Annotated in this window: 21 protein-coding genes; 17 read left to right on the plus strand and 4 right to left on the minus strand. The window is 66.8% G+C overall.

What is annotated here, in order from left to right:
• The first annotated feature begins 50 nt into the window (after positions 1-50).
• The 3 genes from mltB to CKY51_RS10375 all read left to right on the plus strand — a co-directional run bounded on the left by mltB (position 51) and on the right by CKY51_RS10375 (position 3,897).
• Entirely contained in the window at positions 51-1,190 is a 1,140-nt protein-coding gene (gene mltB / locus CKY51_RS10365; protein WP_152249184.1) for a lytic murein transglycosylase B, read from the plus strand.
• Positions 1,187-2,560 carry a septal ring lytic transglycosylase RlpA family protein gene (locus CKY51_RS10370; protein ID WP_152249185.1) on the plus strand — a complete coding sequence of 458 codons (1,374 nt, stop codon included), beginning with the start codon at positions 1,187-1,189 and terminating at the stop codon, positions 2,558-2,560. The genes mltB and CKY51_RS10370 overlap by 4 nt, the downstream gene beginning before the upstream one ends.
• 128 nt (positions 2,561-2,688) lie before the next feature.
• The gene (locus CKY51_RS10375; protein ID WP_152249186.1) at positions 2,689-3,897 is read left to right on the plus strand and encodes a D-alanyl-D-alanine carboxypeptidase family protein; all 1,209 of its coding nucleotides are present in this window, start codon (positions 2,689-2,691) and stop codon (positions 3,895-3,897) included.
• A 124-nt stretch (positions 3,898-4,021) separates the two neighbouring features.
• Here the strand turns inward: CKY51_RS10375 and CKY51_RS10380 are convergent, their stop codons facing one another.
• Positions 4,022-5,083 carry a lipid A deacylase LpxR family protein gene (locus tag CKY51_RS10380; protein ID WP_152249187.1) on the minus strand — a complete coding sequence of 354 codons (1,062 nt, stop codon included), beginning with the start codon at positions 5,081-5,083 and terminating at the stop codon, positions 4,022-4,024.
• Positions 5,084-5,343: 260 nt separating this feature from the next.
• Here CKY51_RS10380 and CKY51_RS10385 point away from each other — a divergent pair, with 260 nt between their 5' ends.
• The 4 genes from CKY51_RS10385 (at position 5,344) to CKY51_RS10400 (ending at position 9,730) form a co-directional block, all read left to right on the plus strand.
• On the plus strand, positions 5,344-5,622 hold the full coding sequence (locus CKY51_RS10385) for a YbeD family protein (RefSeq protein ID WP_022971688.1): 279 nt from the start codon (positions 5,344-5,346) through the stop codon (positions 5,620-5,622).
• The gene (lipB, locus tag CKY51_RS10390) at positions 5,610-6,299 is read left to right on the plus strand and encodes a lipoyl(octanoyl) transferase LipB (RefSeq protein ID WP_031339245.1); all 690 of its coding nucleotides are present in this window, start codon (positions 5,610-5,612) and stop codon (positions 6,297-6,299) included. The genes CKY51_RS10385 and lipB overlap by 13 nt, the downstream gene beginning before the upstream one ends.
• 14 nt (positions 6,300-6,313) lie before the next feature.
• Positions 6,314-7,327 (plus strand): lipoyl synthase, encoded by a 1,014-nt coding sequence (gene lipA, locus CKY51_RS10395; RefSeq protein WP_022971686.1) that lies wholly within the window; start codon positions 6,314-6,316, stop codon positions 7,325-7,327.
• Between the two features lie 219 nt (positions 7,328-7,546).
• Positions 7,547-9,730 carry a carboxy terminal-processing peptidase gene (locus CKY51_RS10400; protein WP_022971685.1) on the plus strand — a complete coding sequence of 728 codons (2,184 nt, stop codon included), beginning with the start codon at positions 7,547-7,549 and terminating at the stop codon, positions 9,728-9,730.
• Positions 9,731-10,042: 312 nt separating this feature from the next.
• On the opposite strand, the gene CKY51_RS10405 is transcribed toward CKY51_RS10400, so the two are convergent.
• Positions 10,043-10,780, minus strand: a complete 738-nt coding sequence (locus CKY51_RS10405) for a sulfite exporter TauE/SafE family protein (RefSeq protein ID WP_031339243.1) — start codon at positions 10,778-10,780, stop codon at positions 10,043-10,045.
• Positions 10,781-10,874: 94 nt separating this feature from the next.
• Between CKY51_RS10405 and CKY51_RS10410 the strand changes: the two genes are divergently transcribed.
• The gene (locus CKY51_RS10410) at positions 10,875-11,786 is read left to right on the plus strand and encodes a LysR substrate-binding domain-containing protein (RefSeq protein ID WP_022971683.1); all 912 of its coding nucleotides are present in this window, start codon (positions 10,875-10,877) and stop codon (positions 11,784-11,786) included.
• A 45-nt stretch (positions 11,787-11,831) separates the two neighbouring features.
• Here CKY51_RS10410 and CKY51_RS10415 read toward each other — a convergent pair whose 3' ends face one another.
• Complete coding sequence (locus CKY51_RS10415; protein WP_031339241.1) at positions 11,832-12,698, minus strand: endonuclease/exonuclease/phosphatase family protein; 867 nt, start codon at positions 12,696-12,698, stop codon at positions 11,832-11,834.
• Between the two features lie 177 nt (positions 12,699-12,875).
• Here CKY51_RS10415 and CKY51_RS10420 point away from each other — a divergent pair, with 177 nt between their 5' ends.
• From CKY51_RS10420 to gnd, 8 genes are all read left to right on the plus strand, one after another.
• A complete protein-coding gene (locus CKY51_RS10420; protein ID WP_152249188.1) occupies positions 12,876-13,931 on the plus strand; it encodes a bifunctional nicotinamide-nucleotide adenylyltransferase/Nudix hydroxylase in 1,056 nt (351 codons plus the stop codon).
• Positions 13,932-13,991: 60 nt separating this feature from the next.
• Complete coding sequence (locus CKY51_RS10425; protein WP_022971680.1) at positions 13,992-15,395, plus strand: nicotinate phosphoribosyltransferase; 1,404 nt, start codon at positions 13,992-13,994, stop codon at positions 15,393-15,395.
• Between the two features lie 22 nt (positions 15,396-15,417).
• Positions 15,418-16,503, plus strand: a complete 1,086-nt coding sequence (locus tag CKY51_RS10430; RefSeq protein WP_170292312.1) for a hypothetical protein — start codon at positions 15,418-15,420, stop codon at positions 16,501-16,503.
• Entirely contained in the window at positions 16,496-17,560 is a 1,065-nt protein-coding gene (locus CKY51_RS10435) for a DNA methyltransferase (RefSeq protein WP_022971678.1), read from the plus strand. The genes CKY51_RS10430 and CKY51_RS10435 overlap by 8 nt, the downstream gene beginning before the upstream one ends.
• Before the next feature lie 74 nt (positions 17,561-17,634).
• On the plus strand, positions 17,635-18,426 hold the full coding sequence (locus CKY51_RS10440; protein WP_052172236.1) for a DUF2242 domain-containing protein: 792 nt from the start codon (positions 17,635-17,637) through the stop codon (positions 18,424-18,426).
• A 125-nt stretch (positions 18,427-18,551) separates the two neighbouring features.
• Positions 18,552-18,914 (plus strand): glycine zipper 2TM domain-containing protein, encoded by a 363-nt coding sequence (locus CKY51_RS10445; RefSeq protein ID WP_022971676.1) that lies wholly within the window; start codon positions 18,552-18,554, stop codon positions 18,912-18,914.
• Positions 18,915-19,103: 189 nt separating this feature from the next.
• On the plus strand, positions 19,104-20,414 hold the full coding sequence (locus tag CKY51_RS10450; RefSeq protein ID WP_022971675.1) for a hypothetical protein: 1,311 nt from the start codon (positions 19,104-19,106) through the stop codon (positions 20,412-20,414).
• 22 nt (positions 20,415-20,436) lie between these two features.
• Positions 20,437-21,375: a phosphogluconate dehydrogenase (NAD(+)-dependent, decarboxylating) gene (gene gnd / locus CKY51_RS10455; protein WP_031339232.1), complete on the plus strand. Its 939-nt coding sequence runs from the start codon at positions 20,437-20,439 to the stop codon at positions 21,373-21,375.
• Positions 21,376-21,618: 243 nt separating this feature from the next.
• Here gnd and CKY51_RS22450 read toward each other — a convergent pair whose 3' ends face one another.
• On the minus strand, positions 21,619-21,756 hold the full coding sequence (locus CKY51_RS22450; RefSeq protein WP_155975855.1) for a hypothetical protein: 138 nt from the start codon (positions 21,754-21,756) through the stop codon (positions 21,619-21,621).
• Between CKY51_RS22450 and CKY51_RS10460 the strand changes: the two genes are divergently transcribed.
• Entirely contained in the window at positions 21,755-22,942 is a 1,188-nt protein-coding gene (locus CKY51_RS10460; RefSeq protein WP_022971673.1) for an efflux RND transporter periplasmic adaptor subunit, read from the plus strand. The genes CKY51_RS22450 and CKY51_RS10460 overlap by 2 nt on opposite strands.
• Positions 22,943-22,947: the final 5 nt, after the last annotated feature.

Consider the following 22,947-nt stretch of genomic DNA (forward strand, 5'->3'; position numbering starts at 1 on the left):
TTCATGGCCTTATTGCTAGAAGTTCACCTGATCTCTGTTACCCTCGGCCGATGATTCGACGCGCCCTCATTTGCCTGCTCACCCTCGGCCTGGTCGCTTGCGCGACCCCGCCCAGCCCGCCGACCCCGCCGCCGCCCGCCAGTGCGCCGCCGGCCAAGCCGCCTGGTGCGCCCGCGACGCCGGTGGGTGCGGCAGCCGAAGCGCCGGCATTGCCGCCGGTGGATCTGACGCCGGTGCCGTTCGAGATCGCCCGCGCCAACTTCGTGCGCGAGACCGCCGCCAAGTACGGCATCGACCCGGCGCAGATCGAAGCGGTACTGGCGCAGGCGCAATTCAAGGACGCCATCGTCAGCGCGATGTCGCGGCCGGCCGAACGGGTCAAGCCGTGGAACGAATACCGGCCGATGTTCATCACCCAGGCGCGCATCGATGGTGGGCGTGCCTTCCTGGCCGAACACCGCGCCGAACTGGCCAAGGTCGAGGCGGCCACCGGTGTGCCGGCGCAGGTGATCGTCGCCATCATCGGGGTCGAGACCAGTTATGGCCGCAATGCCGGCAAGTACCGCGTGCTGGATGCGCTGTACACGCTGGCGTTCCGCTATCCGCGCAGCGGCGATCCAGCCAAGCTCGAACGCGAGGTGCGTCGCGAACTGTTCTTCCGCGACGAGCTGGGCCAGTTGTTCGCGCTCGGCAAGGAAGAACAGCTCGACGTCACCACGCTGCTCGGCAGCTACGCCGGCGCGATGGGCATGGGCCAGTTCATGCCGTCCAGCTATCGGCAGTTCGCGGTCGACGGCGACGGCGACGGCAAGCGCAACCTGTTCACCGACTTCGACGACGTCTTCGCCTCGATCGCCAATTACTTCGTCAAGAAGGGCGGCTGGGTCCGTGACGGCCAGGTCGCCGTGCCGGCCACCCTGGCGGCCGGGCATGAGGAGTTCAATCCCACCGACTGGACGCCGGTGTACACCCTGGCCGACCTCTCCACGCGCGGCTATCACCCGGCCGGGCCGGTGGTGGCCGGCAGCACTGCTACCCCGATCACCCTGGACGATGCCAACGGCAAGCAGTACTGGCTGGGCTTCCAGAACTTCTACGCGATCACCCGCTACAACATTTCCAAGATGTACGCGATGGCCGTCTTCCAGTTGTCGGAGGCCGTCGCCGGCAAGGAGCTTCCACCGGCATGAACAAGAGCGCAGGCGTCCACTGGTTGATCGCGATGGCATTGCTGCTGGGCCTGGCGGCCTGCAGCAGTACGCCGAAGAAGACCGCTGCAACGGCGGGGTCGTCCGGCAAAGGCGTCAAGGTCGAAGGCCGTGGCCCGGCGCATGTGGCGACTGGCTGCCCGTCGACCTCGCCCTATCCTGCGGCGCAGGAAGATCCCTCCACCCGCGGGAACTACACTGCCGGCGGCCTGTACAAGCCAGGGGTCAAGGACAGCACGCCGGACCATGTCCCCAACGTCGCCTGCATCCCCGAGCCGCTGGTGACCAACGAGCCGCTCTCGGCGGTCGGCAATCGTTCGCCGTACGAGGTGTTGGGCAAGCGCTACGTGGTGATGGACGGTGCCGGTGGCTACGTCGAACGCGGTACCGCCTCGTATTACGGCAGCAAGTTCCATGGCCGCCTGACCTCCAACAAGGAGGTCTATGACATGTACGCCTTCACCGCCGCGCACAAGACGCTGCCCTTGCCCAGTTTCGCCCTGGTCACCAATACCGACACCGGGCAATCGGTGGTGGTTCGCATCAACGATCGCGGCCCCTTCCATGACGGACGCCTGATCGATCTCAGCTACGCGGCAGCGGTCAAGCTAGGCATCACCGGCAAGGGCACCGGCAATGTCGAAGTCCGTGGATTGACCGAGGCCGACAACGGCACCCTGCTGGCACGTCGCCGCGCCGGTGCCGCGCCGGTTGCCACGGTGGCTGCCGCATCGTCGGCCGCCTCCGGCAGCCAGATCGACCATCTGGTCCAGCGCCTGCCGACCGCCGCGTCGTCGTCGCCGGCCAAAACGCCAGTGGCGACGACGTCGGTGGCGACCGGCGCTCCCGCCGCAGCCGCCGCGCCGGCGGCCGGCGAGCGCTGGCGCTATCGCGTCGCCGACTCCCGCCAACCGGGCAATGCCGACAATTTCGACGCCTGGATGAAGGCGCAAGGCGTGCGCGTGGCCACCGGCAAGCCCGCCGCGGCCGCACCGTCGCGCGCGGCGCCTGCCGTCGCCGTGGCGACCGCCGCCAAGCCGGTGAGCAGTGGCGCGCCCGAGCCGGCCCCGGCCGCCGCGGCGCCTGCCAGCCGTGCTCCCACCGCTGCCGAGAGCGCGCTCGGCGAGATCCTGTTGCAGGTGGCCAGCTTTGCCAGCCGCGAAAACGCCAATCGCGCGCTGTCGCGATTGGCATCGGCCGGCATCGTCGGTGCGAGCGTCAGCGACATCGTCAGCGGCGGGCGCACGCTGTGGCGGCTGCGGGTCAATGCGCGCGACCACGACAGCGCCTCGGAAATCGCCCAACGCATCGCCGGGCTGGGATTCGGACGTCCGCAAATCGTCGCCAACTGATCGGGCCAGCGCCGCGCGATCGCTGAACTGCGCCGTGGCGTAGGCCGCTGCCTGCGTCGCCCCGGCTGCGGTAGCGCCGTACAATTTCGCACCACCAGCCCTTTGGGCCCGTCAGGAGTCGTTCTGCAATGAAATTCCGCTTCGCCGCCGCCGCGGTGGCTACCTTCGCCTTTGGCCTGGTCTGGGCGCAGACCCCGATGCCGCAGCCAGCGCCTGCCGCCGCCGCAGCAGCACCGGCCGCGCTGCCGGTGCCACCGGCCCCGGCGCCGGCCGTGTCCAAGGCCTGGATCCTGATGGACTACGCCACCGGCCAGGTCCTGGCTGGCGAAAACATCCACCAGCAACTGGCGCCAGCCAGCATCACCAAGGTGATGACCTCTTATGTGGTCGCCGCCGAGATCAAGAACGGCAAGGTCAGTCGCGACGATCAGGTCATGATGAGCGAGCGTGCCTGGCGTGAGGGCGGCGCGGGCACCGACGGCAGCTACAGCGGCTTCCCGGTCAACCAGACCGCGCGTCTGGAAGACATGGAAAAAGGCATGGCGATCCAGTCCGGCAACGATGCGGCGATCGCGTTGGCCGAGCATGTGGCCGGCAGCGAGGAAGCCTTTGCCTCGCTGATGAACAGCTACGCCGCCAAGATCGGCATGAAGAACTCGCACTTCGTCAACGCCCACGGCCTCAGCGCCGAAGGCCACCAGACCACCGCCTACGATCTGGCGCTGCTGGGCCGGGCAATGGTGCGCGACTATCCGGAAACCTACGCCTACAACAAGATCAAGGACTTCCAGGTCGGTTCGATCAAGCAGCTCAACCGCAACCTGTTGCTGTGGCGCGATCCCTCGGTGGATGGCATCAAGACCGGCCACACCTCCGAGGCCGGCTACTGTCTGCTGAGTTCGGCCAAGCGCGGCGACCAGCGCCTGATTGCGGTGGTGATGGGCGACAGCTCGGAGAAGCAGCGTGCCGAGGACAGCCTGGCGCTGCTCAACTGGGGTTTCCGCTTCTTCGAGATCCATGGCCTGTACGAGCCCGGCAAGCTGGTGACCAAGCAGAAGGTCTGGAAGGGCGCGCAGGATGAAGTCCAGCTCGGCGTGGCTCAGCCGTTGCTGGTGAGCGTGCAACGCGGTCGTTACAACGACCTCAAGCCGAGCATGGAAGTGGCCAAGAATCTGCAGGCACCGATCAAACAGGGCCAGCAGGTGGGCACCGTCAAGGTCAGCCTGGATGGCAAGGTCATCGCCCAGGCGCCGCTGGTAGCCATCAACGCGGTCGAAGAGGGCGGTTTCTTCAAGCGCCTGTGGGACGCGTTCTGGATGTGGTGGAAATCGGAGTGATCCAGACAAAAACGCCGGCGAATGCCGGCGTTTTTGTCTGCGCGATCGGATCGGACCTTGGCGATACCGTACGTGCAGGCGCAAGCCCCCATCCGCCTAAGCTGACGCATCCCCACTCCCGGCTTCAAAGCATCCGGCTGATGGTGAAACTTCCATACACCGGCTTGTCTTGTTGGGTGTCGAACTCGCGGCTGCGGTGATAGCGGGCCACGGCGAACTTCCAGCGCCCGTACATTACCGCCAGGCCGTAGCCGAGATCGGTCACGAACGGGCGTTTGTCCACGCTGTGACTGCTGCGGAAGGTGTTGCCGTCCAAGGTGATATCGCGCAGCACCCAGCGCGTATCGGTGGTGACGAACAAGTGCCCCGACCAGCCGCGGCTGCGGCCCAGCCGGCTGGGTGCGGTGTTTTCGCCGGCCGGCCGGGTCGGTGTGCTGCCGAAGTCGTCCGGCAGCTTCCAGCCGAAGCGCGCCTCGCCGCCCGCATTCAAATGCGTGGCCATGTTGCCGAGCGAACCGCCCCAATGGGAAATGAAATCCCAGCCCCAGCCATCGGCATTGACGCTGGCGTCGCCGGGCCAGCGGCGCATCCGCTCGTGCACCAGGTTGATCAACGGCTCGTTGTGCAGTTGGTTGTCCCAGCCCTGGAATTTCTCGTCGCCGAGCAGGTCGTGGATCGCATTCTGCGTCTGCTTGGCGAACGCCCACGGACCCACCACGCCGACCTGCAGTTGGGTCGTGCGCAGATGCGCGTCGTTGCGTGCGTTATAGCCAAAGCTGGCCAGCAGGATGCCGGCATAGGGGCGATCGTCGGGAATGATGTCGCGGCGGGTATGGTCGGTTGGGGTAAAGATCCCCTGGCCGATCGAGAACACCATGTTCTGTTGGTCGAACTCGCCCGGGTGCAGGCGTTCCAGATAGTTGTTGACCCAACGTGCGGTGCGCGGCAGACAGGGATCGTCGGTGTAGTCGACCAGGTTGGGCGATACCAGCGTCAATACCGCGCCGTTGGAATATCCCTGGTCCTGATCCTCGCCGCCGAACAGGTCGTTGTCGACGCGAAAATTCACTGCAGGCGGCGTGCGGCTCAAGGTGCTCGAATCGCACTGTGGTGCGGCGATGGCTGGGGTCGCCAGGCTGGCGAGGGAAAACAGCAGGGCAACAGACAACGCGTGCGGTCGGAGCATCGCAAGACCCAGGGAAGGGGAGGCGGGAGGAAATAACGTTGCCTGTCGGCGCGGTTGCGCGGCGTGAACGTCACCCGAACATGTAGCGTGCCCGACAAGGCGGCAATGCTCGTGCACGCATTGCTGTGTTGCATTGGCGGATTCGTCCGCTGCGCACGGCAGACGATGACGCTGCGGAGCAGCTTGCGGACCGACACACTCCGGCTTCTCACGAGGCCATGGGCTTGGGTTTGCCCGCCCGCGGCCCGATAATGAGGGCCATGGATATCCGCTCCGACAACCCCGAACACGGCTTCCAATTCCCCGGCACCTTCGAGCTGAGCGCGATGGGCACTGCCGAACGCGGCCTGGAAACCGAATTGCCGCGTCTGCTGGCTGCCACCGGCGTGGAACTGCTGGAAGAAAGCATCAGCTGGAAGCATTCCTCCAACGGGAAGTACGTGTCGGTGCGGATCGGTTTTCGCGCCGAGAGCCGCGAGCAGTTCGATGCCGCCCATCAGGCATTGCGCGATCATCCGGAAGTGAAGTGGACGCTGTAGCGGCCGCAGTTCCCTCCGCGATCGCGCCCGCGCCCCTGCGCGATCTCGGTCGTCAGGCGTACGTGCCCGTGTGGCGTGCGATGCAGCGTTTCACCGATGCCCGCGACGACCACACCGCCGACGAGGTATGGGTGGTCGAACACGAATCGGTGTTCACGCTCGGCCAGGCCGGCAAACCTGAGCACGTGCTGGCCGCGGGCGAGATTCCGGTGGTGCAGGTCGACCGCGGCGGCCAGGTGACCTATCACGGCCCCGGGCAGTTGGTCGTCTACCCGCTGCTGGACCTGCGCCGGCTGCGCATCGGCGTGCGCGACTATGTCTGCAAGATCGAGCAGGCGCTGATCGACACCCTGGGGGAGTGGAACATCCTGGCCCAGCGCCGCGACGGTGCGCCGGGGGTCTATGTCGGCGACGCCAAGATCGCCGCGCTCGGTATCCGCGTGCGGCGCGGTTGCACCTTCCACGGCCTGTCGTTCAATGTGGCGATGGACCTGGAGCCCTTTCGCCGCATCAATCCCTGCGGCTACCAGGGCCTGCAGGTGACCTCGGTGCTAGACTTGGGTGGTCCGTCCGGGATGGATGCCGTCAAGACCGTGCTGCTCGCCCAACTGGCCCGCCAGTTCGGCCTTGTCCTGCAGCCGACGTCCGCATTGCCCGACCTTTCGCTTCCGGCCTGAGTGCCCCGACTGCCATGACCCAGCCTCCCGCCCGCTCCATCCCCTTGCAGGTCGTCTCCGGCGAGCACGCCGCGCCTGCCTCGCTGCAGACCGGCGTCAAGCAGATCGGTGGCGACAAGATCCAGCGCTCGCCGGTGCAGTTCGTCGATGCGCCGGTGCTGCGCAAGCCGTCGTGGATCCGCGTGCGCATTCCCTCCGGCAACGCGGTGCAGAACCTCAAGGCCAAGCTGCGCGAGAATCGCCTGGTCACCGTCTGCGAAGAAGCCAGCTGCCCGAACATCCACGAGTGCTTCAGCCACGGCACCGCGACCTTCATGATCCTCGGCGAAGTCTGTACGCGCCGTTGCTCGTTCTGCGACGTGGCGCACGGCCGGCCCAAGCCGCCGGATCCGAACGAACCGGCCAGCCTGGCCGCCACCGTGGCGGATATGGGCCTGAAGTACGTGGTGGTCACCAGCGTGGATCGCGACGATCTGCGCGACGGCGGTGCCCAGCATTTCGTCGACTGCATCACCGCCATCCGCGCCAGCGCACCGGCCACGCGCATCGAGATCCTGACCCCGGATTTCCGCGGCAAGGGCCGCATGGATCGCGCGCTGGAGATCCTGGCGCTCAGCCCGCCGGATGTGTTCAACCACAATATCGAGACCGTGCCGGACCTGTACCCGAACGTGCGTCCCGGTGCCGATTACCAGTGGTCGTTGACCCTGCTGCAGCGGTTCAAGGCCAAGCATCCGACCATCGCCACCAAGTCCGGCATCATGCTCGGGCTGGGCGAGACGATGGAGCAGGTGCAGGCCACCTTGCGCGACCTGCGTGCGCACGACGTGGACATGATCACCATCGGTCAGTATCTGCAGCCCACCCCGCACCACCATCCGGTGCTGCGTTACTGGACGCCGGAGGAATACAAGGCGCTGGAGGACTACGGCAATGCGCTGGGCTTCAGCCACGTCGCGTCCGGGCCGATGGTGCGTTCGTCCTACCATGCCGACCGCCAGGCCGCCGGCGCTGGCGTGGCGGCCTGACCACGGTCCGACTCGCTGTCTGCACGGCCCCGCCTCGGCGGGGCCGTGTCGTTTCTGGCGCCAGCGCACGCGCAGCGGGGTGCGGTCTCGTTCACAATCCATCCCAAGCGCAGCGCTAGGCTGATTCAGCCAGCGGATGACAAGGTCAGCAACTTTCGGCACTGTCCTGCTGTCCCACCCACGCCTCTCTTCCATCGGCCCGGTGCCGAGAGCCATTCGATGACCTACAACGTTTCTGCGTCCCTCAAGGCCGGCCTGCTGGCGCTGGTGCTGACCACCCCAATGGCCCTGCTGGCGCGCGCCGATACCGCCTTGCCGGCGGCCGCGACGCCTGAGCAGTCGACGGCGACCAAGCTGGTCTATGGCCTGCTCTCGGACAGCCGCTACGCCTATCGTCCGCGCGTGCTGGACGAGGCGATGTCCAAGGACGTGTTCAAGCGCTATCTGGAGACGCTGGACGGCAGCAAGCAGTTCTTCACCCAGGCCGATATCGATGGCTTCGCCCCCTTGCAGGCCGGCGTCGGCGATGCGCTGCGCGGCGGCAACCTGGAGCCGGCGTTCCAGGTGTTTGCGGTCTACAAGAAGCGGGTCGACCAGCGGGTCAAGTACGCACGCGATCTGCTCAAGCAGGACTTCGACTTCACCGGCAACGACAAGTTCGAGTACGACCGCAAGGACGTGCCGTGGGCGGCCGACGACAAGCAGCTGGACGTGCTGTGGCGGCAGTCGGTGATGAACGACTGGCTGCGGCTGAAGCTGGCCGGCAAGAAGCCGGACGATATCCGCAAGACGCTGGACAAGCGCTACGCCACGCTTGCCGAATCGGTCAGCGAGCTGAAGGCCGAGGACGTGTTCCAGTTCTTCCTCAACGCCTACACCAATGCGGTCGATCCGCACACCGACTACTTCACCCCGCGCACCGCCGAGAACTTCAACCAGCAGATGTCGCTGTCGCTGGAAGGCATTGGCGCGCAGCTGCAGAAGCAGGACGACATGGTGGTGATCCGCGAGGTGATCCCGGGCGGTCCTGCCGCCGTCGACGGCACCCTCAAGCCGGGCGATCGCATCGTCGGCGTGGGCCAGACCAAGAGTGGCCCGATCGAGGACGTGATCGGCTGGCGCATCGACGATGTGGTGGCCAAGATCCGCGGCAGCAAGGACACCCAGGTTCGGCTGGAATACATCCCGGCCGAGTCGGGGATCGACGGCGCGCACCGGACCGTCACCCTGACCCGGCAGAAGGTCCGCCTGGCCGAGCAGGCCGCCAAGGGGGAGACCATCACCTTGCCGGCCAATGGCAGCGAGCCGCAGCGCCGCATCGGCATCATCAAGCTGCCGGGCTTCTACCAGGACTTCGAGGGGCGCCGGCGCAATGCCAGCGACTATGCGTCGGCAACCCGCGACACCGCCAAGCTGCTGGCCGGATTCAAGGCCGACAAAGTCGACGGTGTGGTGCTGGACCTGCGCAACAACGGCGGCGGTTCGCTGGACGAGGCGATCGAATTGACCGGCTTGTTCATCGAGCAGGGGCCGGTGGTGCAGGTGCGTGAGTCCGGCGGACGCGTCACCGTCAATGGCGACAGCAATCCCAAGGTGGCCTGGGACGGCCCGCTGGCCGTGCTGATCAACCGTGGTTCGGCGTCGGCGTCGGAAATCTTCGCCGGTGCCATCCAGGATTACGGCCGTGGCCTGGTGATCGGCGAGACCACCTTCGGCAAGGGCACGGTGCAGAACATCGTCGACCTCGACCGCTGGCCGGCCGCCGAAGGCGAGCGCTATGGCCAGGTCAAGCTGACCATTGCGCAGTTCTTCCGCGTCAGCGGCTCCAGCACCCAGCACAAGGGGGTGGTGCCGGACATCGCCTTCCCCGCCAGCGTGGACGCCACCGAATTCGGCGAAAGCACCTACGACAATGCCTTGCCGTGGACCCGCATCGCCGCCGTGCCGCATACCCAGTACGGCAACTTCGCGCCGTTGCTGCCCAAGCTGCAGGCACTGCACACCACGCGCATCGCCACCGACAAGGAATTCCAGTGGTGGGAAGAAGACGTCAAGCAGTTCCGCGACGAGAAGGCGAAGAAATACATTTCGTTGAACGAGGCCGAACGTCTGGCCGAGCGGCAGAAGCAGGACCAGCAGCGCAAGGATCGTCAGCAGATCCGCAAGCAGCTCGGGATGCCGCTGGATCCGCTGGCCGACGATAGCGACGATGGTCTGACCGGTAACGAGCGCGACATCGTCAAGGACACTGCGCGCGAGAAGGCCGCCGAGAAGCGTCCGGATCCGCTGCTGCACGAGTCCGCCGCCATCCTGGCCGATGCCTTGGGCTTGTTGGCACAGGACCGTCCGTTGTCGGCGCAGGTGCTGCCGCAATCCACCGCGCCGGGCCGCTGGGCCGACTGAGCCGGTCGGCTGAGTGACCACGACAACGCCACCCCCTGCGGTGGCGTTGTCATTTGCGGGCTAGCGCACTGCCGGCCGGTGCGAGCCAGATCGACAGCGCTGCATGACCGGTCGCTTGCCCATGCCTGCGCTCAAGCACGTCAGCCTCCTGCGTTCGACGCGCGCTGCGAAGCGCGCAGCGTGCCACTGGTTTTCGTGGCATCGCCATGCGCTAGGCACGGCGGCCAGGCGGGTGTCGTCAGTGCTCGCGTGCGGCGCAGCGGTCGGCGACAAGACACCGGGCGCGTGGCCTCCAGGGATGTCTGCGCTTTTTCAACGCAGCGCCTGCCAACATGCCTGCAGGCCCAGAAGCAGCAACGTGCCGAAGAACACCTGGCGGAACATCGCTGCGGAGATGCGTCGGCGCAGCCGTGTGCCGATCCATACCCCCAACAAGGTCGGGAGCAGGACGCCCAATGATGGCAGCACCGCCGAGGGGGGCAGACCGCCGCGAAGCAGCAGCGCGCTGCCCAGCGCCAGCGTGGCGGTGCTGAAGCAGCAGCCCAGGGCGCGAATCAATTGCTCGCGGTCCAGGCCCAGCGCGGCCAGATAGGGCACTGCCGGCAGCACGAACACGCCGGTGGCGCCGCTCAGCAGTCCGCTGCTGAGCCCCACCAGCGGGCCAGCCCAGCGTTCATGGCGCCGCGGCACCGCGCCTTGCCAGCGAGCAAGGCCGAGCAAGGCATACAGCACGAGCAGGACGCCCAGTCCGCCTCGCACCCGTACCGGATCTGCGCCCGTCATGACCCCCACGCTGCACCAGGTGCCGACCAGCACTAACGCCAGCAGCGGCCACAGGCGGCGCAAGAGGGCTGGGGTCTGCGCGCTCCAGGCTTGTTGAAGGTTCGTCACCAGCGAAGGCAGGACCAGGAGGGCCGCGGCCTGTGCGGGCGGCAGCCATAGCCCGAGCAGGCCCATCGCCACCAGCGGCAGGCCCATGCCGGCGACGCCCTTGACTCCACCGGCCAGCAGAAACACGCAAGCAATCAGGCCCCCATCGAACAATGGCATCACATCCATCGACACAGCATCAGCCGAGGCATTCGCGCGGACAAGCTGTGATTGCTTGAGGCAGACTTCAGTAAATCCGAAGGCTAGGGCCGTCATGCAGGTGGAGTTCGTCGATTTACGGGTATTCGTCGCCGTGGCCGACGGCGGCAGCCTGACCGCGGGGGCGGAGCGGGTGGCCTTGTCGTTGGCGGCGGTCAGCGCGCGTATCCGCGCGCTGGAATTGCAGATCGGCGCGCGCCTGTTCGAGCGGGGGCGGCGTGGCGTGAGCCTGACTGCGGCGGGGCAGGTGCTGCTGCGGCATGCGCGGGTGGTGACGCGGCAAGTGGAGGCACTGCGCAGCGAGCTGGGCCGCGACGGCCTTGGCGGGCGGGTCATGTTGCGGCTGGCCGCCAACACCGCGGCACTGTCGGAATGGCTGCCCGAATGTCTGGCCGATTTCCTGCGTGCGCATCCCAACATCGATCTGGCGGTGACCGAGCAGGGCAGCGAAGAGGCCGCCGATGCGGTGCGCGAGGAGCGCGCGGACCTGGCGGTGGTGGCCGACCACGCCGATCTCACCGGCTTGCAGGCGGTTCCCTTCCGCCAGGATCGCCTGGTGCTGATCGTGGCGCACGATCACCCGCTTGCCGCCGCCGGCGCGGTGGCGTTGGCCGACATCGCCGGCTTGCAGATGCTGGGGTTGTCGGCCGACAACGCCTTGCAACGCCATTTGCGCAGACAGTTGGCCAGGTCCGGTGTGCAGCTGCGGCTGCGCGCGCGCGTGCACGGCATCGAAGCGCTGTGCCGCATGGTGGCGCGTGGTGCCGGTGCAGCCATCATTCCGCAGGCGGCGCTGGCGCGCTCGGCGGTCAGGCCGCAATTGGTGGCGCTGACGCTGCACGAGCGTTGGGCCAGACGACAGCTGTCCATCGTCGTGAGTGCCGCACAGCCGTTGTCGCCACCGCTGCGCGCCCTACGTGACTGGTTGCAAGCCGAGGCATCGCAGGCAGCGCCGCATCAGCACTGACCGGCGCGATGGCGCGCCAGTGTTGCCTCGGCAATCGTGCGTTCGTCAGTGTGGCCAGGCGAATTCCGCCAGTACGGGATAGTGATCCGATGGCAGTACCCTGCCGGGTCGGTCGTCCAGCGTAGCGAAGTCGGTGGCGGTCAGCCCGCGCGACAGGATCCAGTCGATACGCCGCATCGGTGCGGTGGTGAAATCCTGGAAGGTGTTTTCCGGGCCACGCGGCGTGCGTGCCTGGACGCGCGCGTCGGCCAGCACTGCGGTCAGGGTCCGATAGGTGATCTTGTCGGGGTCGCTGTTGAAATCGCCCGTCAATACCAACGGGATGTCGGCCGGCAGTTGTGCGATACGCGACAGGATCAGCTTGGCGCTGCGTTCGCGTGCCGGCTCGTCTTCGTCGCGGTAGGGGAAGTGGGTGTTGAACAGGTAGAAGCGTCGCTGGTCGCTGCGACGCTCGAACAGCGCCCAGGTGACCATGCGGGGCAGCGGCTGCCCCCAGGTGATGCTGCCGGCCACCTCGGGCGTATCGGACAACCAGAAGTTGCCGGATTCGATCACCTTGAGCGCGCGGGTGTCGTAGAACACACCCATGTGTTCATCGCTGTCGTCGCCACGTCGGCCCTGGCCGAACCAGCGGTAGTGTGGCAATTGTCGGGTGAGGTAGTCGGCCTGCTCGCGGACTAGTTCCTGGGTGCCGAACACGTCTGGATGGGTCTGCCGGAGCAAGGCCACCATCGCGCTGCGGCGGACCTTCCACCGCTTGTCGCCGTCGGTGTCGACCGGCACGCGCACGTTGAACGACATCACCCGCAATGGTGCTGCGGTGTCGGCCGCCGATGCCGGCGACACGCCGACACATATCGCCAGTACACACACCAACGCGCACAGTGCGGCGCGTAACAAGGACGATGGCATCAGCAACTCCTGCATAACGGGCCATGCAGTGTAGTCAGTGAAGATGACCATCCAGTCATGGCAGGTCGATCCACCACATCCGGCAAACGCCGCTTGACGCTCGTGTGCAACGGCGTAGCATTAGCCCCAGACCAGCGGAGAGACCGCCGGTCAGCCACTCAACCGTGAGGGATTCTCATGGCAATGCAGTACGACTATCTGGTGTTCATCGGGCGCTTCGAGCCCTTTCATAACGGCCACGCCGCCGTCGCCCGCCATGCGCTCGACAAGGCCGGCAAACTCATCGTGCTGATCGGCTCGGCCGACACCCCCCGTACCATCCGTAATCCTTGGACCGTCGCCGAGCGTTCGGTGATGATCCAGGCAGCGCTGCCGAACGTCGGCGAGCGACTGATCCTGCGGCCGTTGCGCGACCATCTGTACAACGAAAGCCTGTGGATCGCCGAAGTGCAGCGACAGGTGGCCGATGCTGTGCAGGCCGACGGCGGCAGCCTGGACGCACGTATCGGCTTGATCGGCATGGACAAGGACGCCAGCAGCTACTATCTGCGTGAATTCCCGCAATGGCCGCTGGAGGACGTGCAGCACACCGCCACCTTGTCGGCCACCGAGCTGCGTCGTTACCTGTTCGAGTCCGGCGATATCGGCTTCCACGGCGGCATGCTGATGCTACGCGGCAATGTACCGGCGCCGGTGTTCGACATGCTGGAAGCCTTCCGGCGCAACTCGCCCAGCTATGCGCAGCTGGTGGCCGAGTACCGCTTCATCGAACAGTATCGCGCGGCCTGGAAGGACGCACCGTATCCGCCGACCTTTGTCACCACCGATGCGGTGGTGGTGCATTCGGGACATGTCTTGCTGGTGCGTCGCCGCGCCGAGCCCGGCAAGGGCTTGTGGGCGCTGCCGGGGGGCTTCGTTGGTCAGGACGAGGGGCTGCTCGATGGCTGCCTGCGCGAGCTGCGCGAGGAAACCCGGCTGAAACTGCCGCTGCCGGTGCTGAAAGGCTCGTTGCGCGCGCGCCAGGTATTCGACCATCCCGAGCGCAGCCAGCGCGGTCGCACCATCACCCACGCCTTCCACTTCGACTTTCCGTCGGGCGAATTGCCGGCCGTGCGCGGCGGCGACGACGCCGACAAGGCACGCTGGATCCCGATCGCCGAGGTGATGGCGATGGGGCCGCGCCTGTACGAAGATCACCTGCATATCCTCGAATTTTTCCTGGGTCGCGGCTGAGTCGCGACCTCCCGCCGGCGGACAGACCGCCGGTTCATCCGACGCGAAGGAGCTTCCGTCATGCATTACCTCGACAACCTGCTGCTCAACACCGACAGCTACAAGGCCAGCCACTGGCTGCAGTATCCGCCCGGCGCCGACGCCTCGTTTTTCTACGTGGAATCGCGCGGCGGCCGTTACGGCCGCACCGTGTTCTTCGGCCTGCAGTCCATTCTCAAGGAGGCGCTGAGCCGGCCGGTCACCCACGCCGACATCGACGACGCCAAGGCGTTGCTGGCCGCGCATGGCGAGCCGTTCAACGAAGCCGGCTGGCGCGATATCGTCGACCGTCTGGGCGGGCAGCTGCCGGTGCGCATCCGTGCGGTTCCCGAAGGCGCGGTCGTGCCTACCCACAATGTGCTGATGACCATCGAGTCCACCGATGCACAGGCGTTCTGGGTGCCGTCGTATCTGGAGACCTTGCTGCTGCGCGTGTGGTATCCGGTGACCGTGGCCACGGTCAGCTGGCAGGTCAAGCAAATCGTGCGCGATTACCTGCAGCGCACCAGCGACGATCCGGAGGGGCAGCTGCCGTTCAAGCTGCACGACTTCGGCGCCCGCGGCGTGTCCAGCCTGGGCTCGGCGGCGTTGGGTGGTGCGGCGCATCTGGTCAATTTCCTCGGTACCGATACCTTGTCGGCGCTGCTGCTGGCGCGGGCGCACTACCACGCGCCGGTGGCGGGGTATTCGATCCCGGCCGCCGAGCACAGCACCATCACCAGTTGGGGCCGCGAGCGCGAGGTGGATGCCTACCGCAACATGCTCACGCAGTTCGCCCGGCCTGGCGCCATCGTCGCGGTAGTCTCGGACAGCTACGACATCTATCGCGCGATCCGCGAACACTGGGGCAGCACCCTGCGTGAGCAGGTGATCGCCTCCGGTGCCACGGTGGTGATCCGCCCCGATTCCGGCGACCCGGTCGACGTGGTCGAGCAATGCCTGCTGCTGCTGGACGAGGCGTTCGGCCATGAGGTCAACGGCAAGGGCTACAAGGTGCTCAACCACGTGCGGGTGATTCAGGGCGACGGCATCAATCCGCAGTCCTTGCAGGCGATCCTGGCGCGCATGACCGCCGCCGGCTACGCCACCGATAACGTCGCCTTCGGCATGGGCGGCGCGTTGTTGCAGAAGGTCGATCGCGACACCCAGAAGTTCGCCCTCAAGTGTTCGGCACTGCGGGTGGATGGCCAGTGGATCGACGTCTACAAGGATCCGATCACCGATCAGGGCAAGCAGAGCAAGCGCGGGCGCCTGACCTTGCTGCGCGATCGCCACGACGGCAGCTATCGCAGTGTGCTGCTCGATGAGGTGGCCGCGCATCCCGACTGTGAGGATGCGTTGGTCACGGTGTGGGAGAACGGCGCGCTGCAGCAGGAATGGACCTTGGAGCAGATCCGTGCACGCGCCGACGCCGCGCGCGGCTGAGGGCGACGTTGGCGACCAGGCAATGAGCGTAGTCGTGCCGACGGTATCGCCGCTGCTGCGTGGTCTGCGCGAGCAGGCGCCACGGCAGATCCAGCGCGTGCCGCCGCCGGAAGATGCCGCACGCTGGCACGCCTTGCAGATCGGCAGCCGCCACTATCGAGTGGCGCTACCGGTGACCTTCACGCCGTATGCGTCGGTACAGCCGTGCTCGGCGCGTTGCGGCTTCTGTTCGGAAAACCTGCGCCAGCACGGAGCCGGTCCGGCCGCAGCGCAGTTGCGCCCGGGCGCCGACTATTTCCGCCAACTGGACGCCGCCCTGCAGCGCTTGCACGGGGTGCCATTGTCGTACTCGCTGTCGGGGCTGGAAATGACCGACGATCCCGACTGGCTGCAGCGCCTGCTGCAGACGCTGTCGGCGTCGAGCCACGGGCCGCAGGTCGAGCAGCGGGTGCTGTACAGCAATGGCGCCGGGCTGGCGCGCTCAGCCGGCGCGACGCTGGTCGATGCGCTGGTCGCCTTCGAGCTGTCGTGGGTCGAGTTGTCGCGCCATCATCCACAGCAGGCGGTCAACGACGCGATCATGCGCTTTCGTGCCGGCGAGCCGGTGGCCGATACCGCCGTGTTCGAGCAGACCGCCAGACGCATTGCCGCCCGGCTGCCGGTGCGATTGGTATGCATCGTGCAGCGACAGGGCGTGGACAGTGCCGAGCAGGTGCAACGCTATCTGCACTGGGCACAGCGTTGCGGTGCCGAGCAGGTGATCTTTCGCGAGCTGGCGCGTCTGGATGGCGAGTACCGCAGCAACGCCACGTTGCGCTATATCGAGCAACGCCGGATCGGCATGGACGCCTTGCTGGAAGCCTGCATGCAGCAGCCGTGGTGGCGGGATTGGACGGTGTGCGCAAGTACCGAAGGCTATTACTTCTGGAATGTGCGCCTGCGCAGCGCGTCGGGCATGGAGGTGGTGTTCGAAAGCGCCGATTACGCCGCCATGCATCGCCGCCATGCCAGCGGTGAAGTGTACAAGCTGGTGTTCTTCGCCAACGGCCGCCTATGCGCCGGCTGGAATCCGCAGGCCGACGTGCTGTGGGAGCCGGCCGATGGATGAGTTGGATCAGCGCAGTTGGTGGACGCCCACGCCGGACGATCCGGCATGGACGCTGCCGGCGGACCTGCGCGCCATCGACCCATTTGCCGCGCGCGATTGCGGCTGGGTCAATCAGATGCGGCCGTTCGTGCGGCAATTCAGTCGCCCCGGGCAGCAGGTGTTCGATCCGTTCTGCGGCTTCGGCAGCACCTTGTTGGCGGCCGCGCTGGAGGGGCGGTCTGCGCATGGCATGGAGATCGATCCGGCGCGTGCGCAGCTGGCCAGCGAGCGCTTGCGTCGGCAGCAAGTGCAGGCGCCGGTCGTGGTCGGCAGCCTGGTCGACTGCGCACCGGCGGATGCGGTCGATCTGTGCCTGACCAATGTGCCGTACTTCGGCTGCGGCTGGCGCGGCGATGCTGCGACCGGTCAGCTCTACGCCAGTGCGGACTACGCGGAGTATCTGGCCGGCCTGCGGGCGGTCTTCCATGCGTTGCGCCGTCACCTGCGCGGCGATGGCTACGGCGTGGCGATGATCCAGAACGTGGTGCTGGGTGGACGGGTGGTTCCGCAGGCCTGGGACCTGGGGCGCATCCTGTCGAGTCTGTTCACGCTGCGCGAGGAGCGGGTGCTGTGCTACCCGCAGGTTGCCGCGCCGCTGGCACCGGGGCGCAGCGACAGCAACCGCCGCCACGAATATGCGCTGCTGTTCCAGCATTGCCGCCCGCGGCTGGATCCGGCGCAGGCCGCGCAGCTGCTGCAGGCACTGCAAGCCCAGGCGCTGCCGTTCACGCTGCATGGCAGTTATGCGCAGTGGCTGCGCGACCCCGCGCAGCTGCCGGCTGGTCCGTCGGATCTGGACCTGCTGTTGCCCGATCGGCAGCCGCTGTGGGATCAGCTGACCAGCTGGCTGCAGGGGCAGGGGTTTGCCTTGAGCCTGTGGGGCGAGCCCTGCCGGGCGCCGGTGGCACTGGCGGCCGTGCGGGCGCATCACTATCTGCGCGCCGAACGCGTCACCGCCGACGGCGGACGTCTGCAGGTCGATCTGCAAGTGGCGGCGGATGAACCGTCGCCGGCCTGAGGGCAGGCAGTCGACGCCGCCAGCACGGCCTTGCGGCTATCCTCGGCACGGTTTTGGATACCGGAATCTCTGCCATGTCCCGTACTCCCCTGATTGCGCATAGCGCGCTGCTGGCCGTTGTGGCGACCCTTGCCGGGTGTGGCGGCAGCAAGGGCGATACCATGCTGATGCGCGAATCGTTCAATTCCGACGACACCTACTCGCGCACCGTCGCTGCCAGTTCGGCGCAGGCCTGCGAAGCGGCGCGCCGCGTATTGCTCAGCCAGGGCTATGTGGTCGCGCGCGCGGATGCGAGCGGTGTCGAAGGCAGCAAGAACTTCCAACTCAAGGACGAGCAGGGTGAGCAACTCAATCTGCGGATTTCCTGCGCCAGCCAGGATGGCGGCAAGGCGCTGGTCTTCATCAGCGCGCTGCAGGACCGATATGCGTTGAAGAAGAGTTCGACCAACGCCAGCGTCGGTGTGGGCGTGCTCGGTTCGTTGTCGCTGCCGGTCGGCAGCAGCGACGATTCGCTGGTACGCGTCTCCAGCACCACCGTGCAGGATGCGGCGTTCTACAAGCGCTTCTTCGAACGCTTGGGCGCCTATCTGCCCAAGGCCAGCGATGGTCCGCAGGCCAAGGGGGATAGCGGTGCGAAGGACGCATCCGCGCATGCAGCGTCTGCTGCACGGTCTGCGCCCAGCGCGCCGCCTGCCGCGTCTGCAGACGCCACGCCTGCGCCCGCCACCTCGCAACAAAACGCCGCACCGGCGCCGACGGACACGCCCGCGCCCACACAGCAAGACAAGCCAACGTCGGCGGCGGAGCCTGAGACCGCCGCAGCGCCGCAGGCACCGATCGCGACAGAGACTGCGGGCAGGCCGTGATGGTGCCTTTCACCCCCTGTGCTGTTACCTGAATCCGGTCGTCCCGTTTCACGTTGTGTTCTCGACGCGCTGGCCAGAGTGGAGGCGTGAACCCCGCCGATACTGGCGAGAGACGGGAGACTGCAATGAAGACGCGCAATTCCATGCTGGGTGTGTCCTTGATCGGCCTGATGGCTGCCAGTGCACTGGCGCAGGCGCAGACCTATGGTCCGCAGGATGAAGGGCGGCGCTTCAACGACGGCACGCGCGTGCATTGCCGCAACGTCGCCGTGCAGAAAAATGCCACCGACCCCAACCGGATTGGCGGCACCGTCGCCGGCGCTGCGATTGGTGGTTTGCTTGGCAACCAGATCGGTGGCGGTGACGGCAAGAAGCTCGCGACTGTTGCTGGCGCGGTGGCGGGTGGTGCGACCGGCCGCTATGTCCAGGGGCGGCGGCAGGAAACCAATGGCAATCGCCAGGTCGAACGTGTGTGCGAGCGCCGCTGAGGCGCAGCGCGCTTGGATAGCGAACGAGCCCCGGTTCTGCCGGGGCTTTCGTTTGCGCGCGGCAACGACATCGGCGGCAACGACATGGTGTGAGTGGACGTGGGTGCCAGTTCGGTCGATCGGCCGCGAGCCGACGCCGACCTTGGCTGGTGTCTTGCCGTGATGGCGATGGCGTCGGTACGGCGGGTCATGCAGCGGCTGCCCGCGGTGATGGCGTTGCTATGCCTGTGCTGCGTGCCATTGGCCCAGGCCGCCAGTCGCAGCGCCGAGACCGCCAGTGTGGGCTGCCTGGAGCAATTGTTGCGGCAACTGGGCTGGAACATCGCGCCAGCGTCGGTGTCAGTGCCGCAGCTGCAGGCAGGCGCGCCGTGTACCCGGGGATCGCTCGCTGAGGCGCAACGCGCAGGTGATCTGCACTGGCATTACCCGCAGCAATGGACGTTGGATCAGCGCCACCAGGCCCTGGTGCACCTGCTGGACGATCCCGCTACCCATTGCGCCTATGCCTTCGCGCTAGGCGCGGCGACGCAGCGCGCGGTGGCCCGCCTGCAGGACAATCCAGGTTACCGTTTCTCCGCGCTGCAACTCGGCTGGATCGGTTTCGGTTGGCGCGGTGCCGATGCGCAGGGATGGGAGCGCTTTCGCAGCTTTGGCCGTGGGTATCGGCCCACCGCCAGCAATGCGCGTGCGCTGGATGCGTTCTATCAGGGGCGGGTGCGTTCGGAGTGCGGTGTCGGCCGCCAGGTGGCGCAGTTGGCGACCCAGCGCGAGTTGTACGGCGATGACGGCTTCGATCGCATGTTCACGCCCGGCGAATTGTCGATCGGCACCTTCCTCACCTTGCACGATACCGACAGCATCCTGCTGGGGGCGCATGCCGGCGACTTCTTTGCCGACGGCAAGGCGGTCAAGACCGCCGCGTTGGGTCGCCAGGCCTTTGTCGGTGCGCCCGGTTACATCGTCCATGTCTTCGATGCGAAATACCTGGACGACATCCACAACCAGGCGGAGAACTTCGTGGTGGTGGACGTCAGCGACGCCGCCGCGCGGGCGCTGGCGCAGCACGGCGGATTTGCCTATTACGATCAACGCAACCGCCAGATCTGGGAGCTGGCCCGCACGCTGCGCGGACCGGGCCGTCGCCGTTTCGAACGCTTGCTGTACGAGCACGATGCCGGATTGCGTGCCAGCCTGGAGCCTGCCGAGCAGGCCCGGCTGCAGGCTTTGTCGAGCCTATTGGACGACCCGTTCTATACCGGGTTCCAGGTCTATGTGCATCCCAAGGGTGTCAAGCCGATCGGTTACCACGTCGCGCGTCTGCTCGACCGCAATCCACGCACGCCGTACGCGATCGAACTGACGCTGCACAATCTGCAGACCACCCTGTATTGGCGTTGGATCGACTGGCGCTTGCAGCAATGCGAAGCCGGTATCGCCACGGAACGATCCATTGAGAATTCCGTTACGCCGCCACCCGCGCGGCGTGGCACCCTGCACTGAACCAAGCAGACGAGGAGCGACGATGGAACTGGGTATGGTGGGACTGGGGCGCATGGGCGCCAACATGGCAGAACGCCTGCTGCGCGGCGGCCACCGTGTGCATGGCTACGACCCGGGTGCGGCCGCGCGCGATGCTGCACAGGCCAAGGGCATTGCCACCGTCGATGCGCTGGCGGCGTTGGTCGAGGCCTTGCCGAGTCCGCGCGTGCTGTGGCTGATGGTGCCGGCCGGCAAGATCGTCGACGACACGCTCGATCGGTTGCTGCCGCTGCTGCACGCCGACGACATCGTGGTCGATGGCGGCAATTCTTACTACAAGGACTCGCAACGCCGTGCGGCGCGGCTGCAGGCCAAGGGCATCGCCTTTGTCGATTGCGGCACCAGCGGTGGCGTTTGGGGCCTGCAGGAAGGCTATAGCCTGATGGTCGGTGGCGACGAGGCGGCGGTAACGCGATTGCACCCGCTGCTGGCGAGCCTGGCGCCGAGTGCGGACACCGGCTGGGGACGCGTGGGCCCGAGTGGCGCCGGTCACTTCACCAAGATGGTCCACAACGGGATCGAGTACGGCCTGATGCAGGCCTATGCCGAGGGATTCGCGTTGATGGAGCACAAGCGCGAGTTCGCCCTGGACCTGCACCAGGTGGCCGAAATCTGGCGCGAGGGCAGTGTGGTGCGGTCGTGGTTGTTGGACCTGACGGCCGATGCATTGGCGCACAACCCCACGATGGACGGCATCGCGCCGTTCGTGGCCGATTCCGGCGAGGGACGCTGGACCGTGGCCGAGGCGATCGACCTGGACGTGCCGGCGCCGGTGATCACGCTGTCGCTGTTGGAGCGCCTGCGTTCGCGCGACAAGGATTCCTACACCGACAAACTGTTGGCTGCCATGCGCAATCAGTTCGGCGGTCATGCCGTACTGGCCAGCACTCCGGCAGCGGCGACGGACGGCAAGCACAGCTGAGCACACGCCACCGATCGCCGCAGAGGCGATCGGTGGGCAGGTCATGGCGGCGGTGAGCAGACCCACCTGGCGGCCGATCGCACCGGCACGCCGCAGCGATCGCACGATGAATCGGCGCTGTGAGCCGGTGCTTGCGCGCGTGGCCCGCCCGACTCGCGTGCTGACCAGATGCGGTTTCTGGGTGAAGGCATGAGCCGCATGCGCGGTTTGCGCTGTGGATCGGCGGCTACCGGGAACAACCGGCTAGCCAGCAGCAGGACCGCCGCGCTCCGACAATTTTCCGACCTTGGTGAAGGCCGGGCAACGCCTCGTGGCGGTGATGGTGCGATGCGACACGTCGGTGGAGTAGCGTTGCGCGTTTCTTCTCAGCCGCTCTTCCATGTCCCAGGTCTCCTTGGCGCCGCGTCGCCTCGCTTGCTGTGCGCTGTTGTTCGCTGCCGTGGTGGCTGGAGGCTGTTCGGATCACACGCCGGCGGCCAACACGCCGGTCCGGGTCGGGGTGCTCACCCTGAGCGCACATGCGATGCCGGTGCAACGGACGTTGTCCGGCCGCACGGTCGCCTTCGAAACCGCCGATGTGCGTCCGCAGGTAGGCGGTCTGTTGCGCCAGCGTCTGTTCGACGAGGGGCAACAGGTCAAGGCCGGGCAGCCGCTGTACCAGATCGACCCGGCGCCGTACCAAGCTGCTTACGACATTGCCCGCGGCAACCTCGCCCAGGCCGAAGCAACGCTGGCCAGCGCCCGCCCCAAGGCCGAGCGGACCCGCACCCTGATGGACATGGACGCAGCCAGCAAGCAGGACGCCGACGATGCGTTGTCGGCCGAGCGCCAGGATGCCGCCGCCGTGATCGCGGCCAAGGCCGCGCTGCAGGCCGCGCGGATCAATCTGGACTACACCCGCATTACCGCGCCGATCTCTGGCCGGATCGGGACCTCGGCCTACACCGTCGGTGCGCTGCTCACGGCCGCGCAGGACACCGCGTTGACCACGATCCAGCGGCTGGATCCGATCTACCTGGACGTCAGCCAGTCCAGTACCCAGATGCTGGCGCTGCGGCGCCAGCTCGACGCCGGCAAGATCCGCGCCATCGACGGCAAGGCGCAGGTGCAGGTGCAACTGGAAGACGGCAGTGTCTATCCGCATCCCGGAACGCTGGAATTCGTCGGCACCCAGGTCAATGCGGGAACCGGCAACGTCACCCTGCGTGCGGTGGTGCCCAATCCCGAACAGCTGCTGCTGCCAGGCATGTACCTGCGCGCGATGTTGCCGATGGCCACCGATCAGGGAGCGGTGCTGGTGCCTCAGCAAGCGGTGACCCGCAACAGCAAGGGCGAACCGATGGTGAAACTGCTCGACGCGCATGACCGGGTGGTCGAGCGGCGGATCCGCACCGGCGACACCGTGGGGCACGATTGGGTGGTCGAGGACGGGCTCCGTCCCGGCGAGCGGCTGATCGTGGTCAATGCCAGCCGGGCCGAGATCGGCAAGCCGGTGACGCCGTACGCGGTCAGCGCCGCCCAGCTTCCGGCCGCACCGGCGGTGCCGGGCGACGCCCAGGCCGAGTGAGGAGA

The sequence above is a fragment of the Xanthomonas maliensis genome (assembly GCF_009192945.1).
Lineage (GTDB): Bacteria > Pseudomonadota > Gammaproteobacteria > Xanthomonadales > Xanthomonadaceae > Xanthomonas > Xanthomonas maliensis.

Coding starts and splice junctions, on each gene's coding strand:
- lipA (WP_022971686.1), top strand. CDS start 6,314: ATGACCCAGCCTCCCGCCCGCTCCATCCCCTTGCAGGTCGTCTCCGGC.
- CKY51_RS10430 (WP_170292312.1), top strand. CDS start 15,418: ATGAGCGTAGTCGTGCCGACGGTATCGCCGCTGCTGCGTGGTCTGCGC.
- CKY51_RS10410 (WP_022971683.1), top strand. CDS start 10,875: ATGCAGGTGGAGTTCGTCGATTTACGGGTATTCGTCGCCGTGGCCGAC.
- CKY51_RS10375 (WP_152249186.1), top strand. CDS start 2,689: ATGAAATTCCGCTTCGCCGCCGCCGCGGTGGCTACCTTCGCCTTTGGC.
- CKY51_RS10435 (WP_022971678.1), top strand. CDS start 16,496: ATGGATGAGTTGGATCAGCGCAGTTGGTGGACGCCCACGCCGGACGAT.
- mltB (WP_152249184.1), top strand. CDS start 51: ATGATTCGACGCGCCCTCATTTGCCTGCTCACCCTCGGCCTGGTCGCT.
- CKY51_RS10370 (WP_152249185.1), top strand. CDS start 1,187: ATGAACAAGAGCGCAGGCGTCCACTGGTTGATCGCGATGGCATTGCTG.
- CKY51_RS10445 (WP_022971676.1), top strand. CDS start 18,552: ATGAAGACGCGCAATTCCATGCTGGGTGTGTCCTTGATCGGCCTGATG.
- CKY51_RS10425 (WP_022971680.1), top strand. CDS start 13,992: ATGCATTACCTCGACAACCTGCTGCTCAACACCGACAGCTACAAGGCC.
- gnd (WP_031339232.1), top strand. CDS start 20,437: ATGGAACTGGGTATGGTGGGACTGGGGCGCATGGGCGCCAACATGGCA.
- CKY51_RS10380 (WP_152249187.1), bottom strand. CDS start 5,083: ATGCTCCGACCGCACGCGTTGTCTGTTGCCCTGCTGTTTTCCCTCGCC.
- CKY51_RS10420 (WP_152249188.1), top strand. CDS start 12,876: ATGGCAATGCAGTACGACTATCTGGTGTTCATCGGGCGCTTCGAGCCC.
- CKY51_RS10450 (WP_022971675.1), top strand. CDS start 19,104: ATGCAGCGGCTGCCCGCGGTGATGGCGTTGCTATGCCTGTGCTGCGTG.
- CKY51_RS10405 (WP_031339243.1), bottom strand. CDS start 10,780: ATGCCATTGTTCGATGGGGGCCTGATTGCTTGCGTGTTTCTGCTGGCC.
- CKY51_RS10460 (WP_022971673.1), top strand. CDS start 21,755: ATGTCCCAGGTCTCCTTGGCGCCGCGTCGCCTCGCTTGCTGTGCGCTG.
- CKY51_RS10385 (WP_022971688.1), top strand. CDS start 5,344: ATGGATATCCGCTCCGACAACCCCGAACACGGCTTCCAATTCCCCGGC.
- CKY51_RS22450 (WP_155975855.1), bottom strand. CDS start 21,756: ATGGAAGAGCGGCTGAGAAGAAACGCGCAACGCTACTCCACCGACGTG.
- CKY51_RS10400 (WP_022971685.1), top strand. CDS start 7,547: ATGACCTACAACGTTTCTGCGTCCCTCAAGGCCGGCCTGCTGGCGCTG.
- CKY51_RS10440 (WP_052172236.1), top strand. CDS start 17,635: ATGTCCCGTACTCCCCTGATTGCGCATAGCGCGCTGCTGGCCGTTGTG.
- CKY51_RS10415 (WP_031339241.1), bottom strand. CDS start 12,698: ATGCCATCGTCCTTGTTACGCGCCGCACTGTGCGCGTTGGTGTGTGTA.